Consider the following 5,911-nt stretch of genomic DNA (forward strand, 5'->3'; position numbering starts at 1 on the left):
GAGGACGTATTCGAGACTCTCGGCGGCGGACAGAAGATCGGTCAGCGGCTCGACCTTGGGCGGCAGGGGAACCCCCGCCCAGCCCGCTCCCCACGCGAACAGCCGGGTACGCAGGCGGCCGCGCGACAGCCGGACGAACACCGCGGTGTCGGCCTGCCCTGCCTCGCCGGCGTGCAGCACCACCGCGGCGGGAGCGGTGTGCCGGACCGCGGCCGCCAGTACCTCCCGCGGCGGGGTCGTGCCGAAGAGCCGGGTGCTGATGCGCCGCTCGGCCAGACAGGCGGTCAGCGCGTACAGCGGCAGGTTCACGCGGCCAGCGGGCAGGCCGGTGATGAGCACGGGACGCTGATTGCGGATGGCCGCGGGCACCGGGGTGGCGCGGACGAGCGCGGCGAGGACGCATTCGGCGAACAGGTAACCGGCGTCGGCACCTTCCTGCTCGCCGTCCCAGCCGGACTCGAAGGCGGTGGCCACGGGCTCGATCACGTTCTCCCAGGCTTCGAGCACCCCGGCCTCGGCGATCGACTCCGCGAGCGTCCGCTGCACGGCAGGACCGTCCATGGCCAGCGCCGCGGCCCGCAGCCGCCGGGCCACCGAGCGGTCGAGCACCACTTCCCCGGACGCGACGCGCTCCCCGGAGCCTTGCTGGACGGGCAGGACGGCTTCGAGCGCATAGCGTGCGGCCTCGGCCGTCGAGGCCCCGGCGAGCAGGGCCCGTTGCATGAGTTCGAGCCGGTCGACGTCTTCGGGGCCGTAGCGCCGGTGCTTGCCGCCGGTGTGCCCGGTGGGCCCCAGCCCGTACCGCCGGTCCCAGGTTCTCAGTGTGGACGGGGCTATGCCAAGCCGCCGGGCCACCACGGCCACGGGCAGCGTCGCCTCCGTTCGGCCGGCACGGCCAGCGCCATTCATTCGGCCCAATATGGGGCAGCCGGGAGTACCCAGCAACCGCAGGCTTATGCGTGGCGAGTGGAAAAAGGAGGCATTCTCACGCTTGCGGGGGATACCTAACGGCTGAATCCGATCTTTTCCCTTGAACAACTATTGACGCGCTTCTAACGTTACCGCCGTTGCGCCAAATGGAGTAGTCACACCGCAACTACGAGGGTCACAGACCGAATAACGGAGGCGGTCACGATGGCAGACACGCGCAGGCTTCCAGGCCCCAACGCCGATATCTGGGACTGGCAGCTGGAGGGGGCCTGCCGAGGAATGGACAGTGGAGCCTTCTTCCATCCCGACGGCGAGCGTGGGCCGGCCAGGGCGAGGCGCGAGGCCAGGGCGAAGGCGATTTGCCAGACCTGCCCGGTACTGCGTCTGTGCCGCGAGCACGCACTGGCCGTGCACGAGCCCTACGGCATCTGGGGCGGACTGTCCGAGTCCGAGCGCGAGAGCATCCTCAAGACCGGCAAGCGCCAACTGAGTCTCTCCGGCCAGTGAGGGGGCAGGAAGGAAGGGGTGGCGTTCATCCGGACGCCACCCCTTCTTCCTGCACGAAACGCGGCCAGCAACTCATCGCGTCCGCCACTGTCGAAAGCATTTCATGTTCACTGGCGCCGTCGAGCGCCTGAATCGACAGACCATGCAGCACGGTCCCGTAAAACCGGACCATACCGTCAAGATCGGCGGTTTCCGGGATTTCGCCCCCGGCGACCGCCGCCGCCAGACGGGCGCGAAGTGATTCAAGGTTTTCCCGTCGGCGCGCGGAGAGGAATTCGCGAACGGACCCGTTTCGTTCGGTGTGGTTGATTCCGCTGAGAACGATCATGCAGCCGGGCGGATGGTGCCGGTCGGCAAAGTCGCGAGCCGAGGCCCGCAGCCACTCCGCCACCGCCTCGCGCGCCGTCCCGTCCTCCGGGATGCCGTGGCCGAACTCGCGACGGTAGCGGCCGACGGCCTCGTGGAACAGGGCCTCCTTACCCCCGAAGGCCGCGTACAGGCTGGGCGAGTTGATCCCCATCGCCGTGGTCAGATCAGCCAGCGAGGTGCCCTCGTACCCGCGCTCCCAGAACAGGCGCATGGCCTTGTCGAGCGCTTCGTCGCGGTCGAAGGCACGGGGCCTGCCTCGGGGGGACACGGACCGATTCTATATCGGCCGGCACAAAAACCCTTGACGACCGACGGTGGCCTCCCTAATTTTGTATCGACTACTACAGAAATGGAGCTTCCGTGCCCGCACTCGAAGGGAAGGTCGCGATGGTGACCGGCGGCAGCCGGGGCATCGGCGCCGCGATCGCACTCCGCCTGGCCCAGGACGGCGCCGACGTCGCCATCACCTACGAAAAGAACCGCGACCGCGCGGACGAGACGGTCGCGAGGATCGGTGAACTGGGCCGCAAGGCCATCGCGATCCAGGCCGACAGCGCGGACGCGGCGGCCGTGACGGCGGCCGTCGGCCAGGCCGCCTCCGCACTGGGCGGGCTGGACATCCTGGTCAACAACGCCGGAATCTTCCCCCGGGGAACCATCGGCACGCTGTCGCTCGCCGACATCGACCGCACGCTCGCGGTGAACGTGCGCTCGGTGTTCGTCGCCGTGCAGGCGGCGCTCGCCCACCTGGGAGAGGGCGGCCGGATCATCACCATCGGCAGCACCCTCGGCGAACGGCTGCCCGGCCCGGGCATGAGCCTCTACGCGGCGAGCAAGGCGGCACTGAGCGGACTCACCCGCGGACTGGCCAGGGATCTCGGACCACGGGGGATCGCCGCGGTGCTCGTCGCACCCGGGCCCACCGACACGGACATGAATCCGGCGGACGGGCCGCGCGCCCAGCAGGTCCTGGCGCTGTCCGCGATCGGCCGCCATGCCGAGCCCGCCGACATCGCCGCCACCGTCGCGCACGTCGCGGGCCCGGGCGGCCGGTTCATCACCGGCTCCACCGTCACCGTCGACGGCGGCACCAACGCCTGACCGGCGAAACGCGGGAGAAGAAGGAAAAGAAGAAGGGAGCTTTGGTTCGCCCAAAGCTCCCTTCCGGTTCGGCTGCCCCGATCAGTGGGCGTGGCCGTGACCGTGACCGGCCGCGTTGTCCTCTTCGACCGGCTTGTCCACCACGGAGCTCTCCGTGGTGAGCACCAGCCGGGCGATGGAGGCGGCGTTGGCCACCGCGGAGCGGGTGACCTTCACCGGGTCGACGATCCCGGCCGCGATCAGGTCGGTGATCTCGCCGGTGGCGGCGTTGAAGCCGTGGCCCCAACCCTGCTCCTGGACCTTGTTCACGATGACCGCGCCTTCGTGACCGGCGTTGGTGGCGATCCAGAACAGCGGCGCGGTGAGCGCGTCGCGCACGATCCGGACACCGGTCGCCTCGTCACCGCTGAACTCGCTCTCCAGCGAGGACAGCTCCTTGACCGCGTGCACGAGCGCGGAACCACCGCCGGGCAGAATGCCCTCCTCGACGGCCGCCTTGGTGGAGGCCACGGCGTCCTCGATGCGGTGCTTGCGCTCGTTCAGCTCGGTCTCGGTAGCCGCGCCGACCTTGATCACCGCGACGCCGCCGCCGAGCTTGGCCAGCCGCTCCTGCAGCTTCTCCCGGTCCCAGTCGGAGTCGGTGGTCTCGATCTCCTTGCGGATCTGGGCGATGCGGGCGTCGATGTCGGCCTTGGTGCCCGCGCCTTCCACGATCGTCGTGGTGTCCTTGGTGATCTCGATCCGCCGGGCGGTGCCCAGCGAGTCCAGGGCGACGTCGGCCAGCTTGAGGCCGATCTCCGAGGAGATGACCTGCGCGCCGGTGATGACGGCGAGGTCGTCCATGAACGCCTTGCGGCGGTCACCGAAGAACGGCGCCTTGACCGCGACCGCGACGATCGTCTTGCGCAGCGCGTTGACCACCAGGGTGGACAGGGCCTCGCCGTCGACGTCCTCCGCGATGATCAGCAGCGGCCGCTTGGCCTCGACGACCTTCTCCAGCACCGGGAGCAGATCCGCCAGCGCGGAGATCTTCTCGCGGTGCAGCAGCACGTAGGCGTTCTCCAGAATCGCCCGCTGTTCCTCGGGGTTCGTCGCGAAGTGCGCCGACAGGTAGCCCTTGTCGAACTGCACCCCCTCGGTGATCTCGAGTTCGGTGGCCAGCGTGGAGGACTCCTCCACGGTGATCACGCCGTCCTCGCCGACCTTCTCCACCGCCTCGCCGAGCAGGGCGCCGATGGTGGCGTCCCGCGAGGTGACGGTGCCGACCTGGGCGATGTTGTCGCGCCCCTTGACCGGAGTGGCCTTGCTCTTGAGCACCTCGACGACCTTGTCCGCGGCCGCCTCGATACCGCGGCCGAGCGCGGTCGGGTTGGCACCGGCGGCCACGTTGCGCAGGCCGACCTTCACCAGGGACTGCGCCAGCACGGTGGCCGTGGTGGTGCCGTCACCGGCGACGTCGTTGGTCTTGGTGGCGACGTTCTTGGCGAGCTGGGCACCCAGGTTCTCGAACGGGTCCTCCAGGTCGATCTCACGCGCGACGGTCACGCCGTCGAGCGTGATCGTCGGGCCGCCGAACTTCTTGTCGAGCACCACGTGCCGACCGCGCGGGCCGAGGGTCACCTTGACCGCGTCGGCCAGCTTGTTGACACCACGCTCGAGCGCCCGGCGCGCGTCCTCGTTGAAGTTGATCTGCTTAGCCATTCGGATCCTCTCCAGACAGCAGAACGCCCCGGCCCCCGGCTAAGCGGGGCCCGGGGCGTTCGTACATGCGCCGATGTCAGTTGACGACGGCCAGCACGTCGCGAGCGGACAGGATCAAGTAGTCCTCACCGTTGTACTTGACCTCGGTGCCGCCGTACTTGGAGTAGATGACGACGTCGCCGACCTTGACATCCACCGGGATGCGGTTGCCCTTGTCGTCCACGCGGCCCGGGCCCACGGCCAGAACCTTGCCCTCCTGGGGCTTTTCCTTAGCGGTGTCAGGGATGACGAGACCGGAAGCCGTCGTCTCCTCGGCCTCGCTCGTCTGGACAACGATCTTGTCCTCGAGCGGTTTGATGTTCACGCTCACCGGGTTGACCTCCACGGGTCGTCGAAAGCGTTGGCAGGTACTTACTCTGGTTTCGGCGCCTACCACCCCCGCCGTCGCGGGTGCCGGGGCGTGTGCGGTGCCGTGCAATTAGCACTCTAGCCACGCGAGTGCTAGCCGTGCAAGCAGGGCCGGTTTGCGATGCCGGAACGTGTCGGCGGCGAGCATGACCGGCGGGTCCGCGGGCGCCGGAAGGAGACGACTCGCCGGGCGGGCACCCCGGCCGCGGGCCGGGCTCGGCGATCGAAGGACCCACCCCTCACACAGGACGATCAAGGCGCGCCGCAACCGGCGGCGCGCCTTGATCGTCCTCTGCGGCGTCCCGGCGAGTCACCGGGGACGGCCCTGGCCCTGGTTCCCCTGTTGCCTGGCCGTCTCCGGCGAGCCGCCCGAGGAGGCCGGCCGCTTGTGATGCTGCTCGGCATTGGAGGTCTGCCCGAAGGCCTTCATGATTTCCGGGGTCAGCGCCTTCGCCAACGCCGGTGCCAACGATTCGGCCAGGGCCGAGGCGATGGCCTGCGAGATCAGAAGTTGCTCGAAAGTCGATGTCCGCGACACCGGCCGAGAGAGCGACGCGATGGCCGCTTCCGTCAGCGCCGCGCCCAGCGGGTCCTGCTCGTATGCCGCCTCCTTCGGTGCACGTGAGGGTTCTTTCATGAGTTGCTGAATGAGATCGTCGATCAAGTCACTCAGTGGCTCTTTGCCTGCTTCTTCGCCAGATCCGGCCGACATGGTGGTTCCTCGGTCTGCTCTCGGTATTGGTGCGCCCTCCGGCCATTGGTCGACAACGGATCAATGACCGGAGGGCGTGTCTGTTTCGCGCGAATCCGTGATGTCAGGTTATTGCCGCCAACGAGTCCTACCGCCCCGCGAGTGCGGCCAGCAGCATCGGGTGCTCGATCAGGCCTCCACCGC

Annotated in this window: 7 protein-coding genes; 2 read left to right on the top strand and 5 right to left on the bottom strand. The window is 68.7% G+C overall.

The features are described from left to right. A partial coding sequence (locus tag FNH05_RS30005; RefSeq protein ID WP_144592220.1) for a MerR family transcriptional regulator occupies positions 1-909 on the bottom strand: 909 nt, incomplete at its 3' end. Positions 910-1,134: 225 nt separating this feature from the next. Between FNH05_RS30005 and FNH05_RS30010 the strand changes: the two genes are divergently transcribed. Continuing rightward, a complete protein-coding gene (locus FNH05_RS30010; protein WP_144592221.1) occupies positions 1,135-1,437 on the top strand; it encodes a WhiB family transcriptional regulator in 303 nt (100 codons plus the stop codon). 25 nt (positions 1,438-1,462) lie between these two features. Here the strand turns inward: FNH05_RS30010 and FNH05_RS30015 are convergent, their stop codons facing one another. After that, positions 1,463-2,074 (bottom strand): TetR/AcrR family transcriptional regulator, encoded by a 612-nt coding sequence (locus FNH05_RS30015; protein WP_186382804.1) that lies wholly within the window; start codon positions 2,072-2,074, stop codon positions 1,463-1,465. Positions 2,075-2,166: 92 nt separating this feature from the next. Between FNH05_RS30015 and FNH05_RS30020 the strand changes: the two genes are divergently transcribed. Next, entirely contained in the window at positions 2,167-2,907 is a 741-nt protein-coding gene (locus FNH05_RS30020; RefSeq protein ID WP_144592222.1) for an SDR family NAD(P)-dependent oxidoreductase, read from the top strand. An 81-nt stretch (positions 2,908-2,988) separates the two neighbouring features. On the opposite strand, the gene groL is transcribed toward FNH05_RS30020, so the two are convergent. The 3 genes from groL to FNH05_RS30035 all read right to left on the bottom strand — a co-directional run bounded on the left by groL (position 2,989) and on the right by FNH05_RS30035 (position 5,728). After that, positions 2,989-4,608: a chaperonin GroEL gene (groL, locus tag FNH05_RS30025; RefSeq protein ID WP_144592223.1), complete on the bottom strand. Its 1,620-nt coding sequence runs from the start codon at positions 4,606-4,608 to the stop codon at positions 2,989-2,991. A 76-nt stretch (positions 4,609-4,684) separates the two neighbouring features. After that, positions 4,685-4,978 carry a co-chaperone GroES gene (gene groES / locus FNH05_RS30030; RefSeq protein ID WP_027940937.1) on the bottom strand — a complete coding sequence of 98 codons (294 nt, stop codon included), beginning with the start codon at positions 4,976-4,978 and terminating at the stop codon, positions 4,685-4,687. Positions 4,979-5,326: 348 nt separating this feature from the next. After that, positions 5,327-5,728: a hypothetical protein gene (locus tag FNH05_RS30035; RefSeq protein ID WP_144592224.1), complete on the bottom strand. Its 402-nt coding sequence runs from the start codon at positions 5,726-5,728 to the stop codon at positions 5,327-5,329. Positions 5,729-5,911: the final 183 nt, after the last annotated feature.

The sequence above is a fragment of the Amycolatopsis rhizosphaerae genome, assembly GCF_007713715.1.
Classification (GTDB): Bacteria; Actinomycetota; Actinomycetes; order Mycobacteriales; family Pseudonocardiaceae; genus Amycolatopsis_E; species Amycolatopsis_E rhizosphaerae.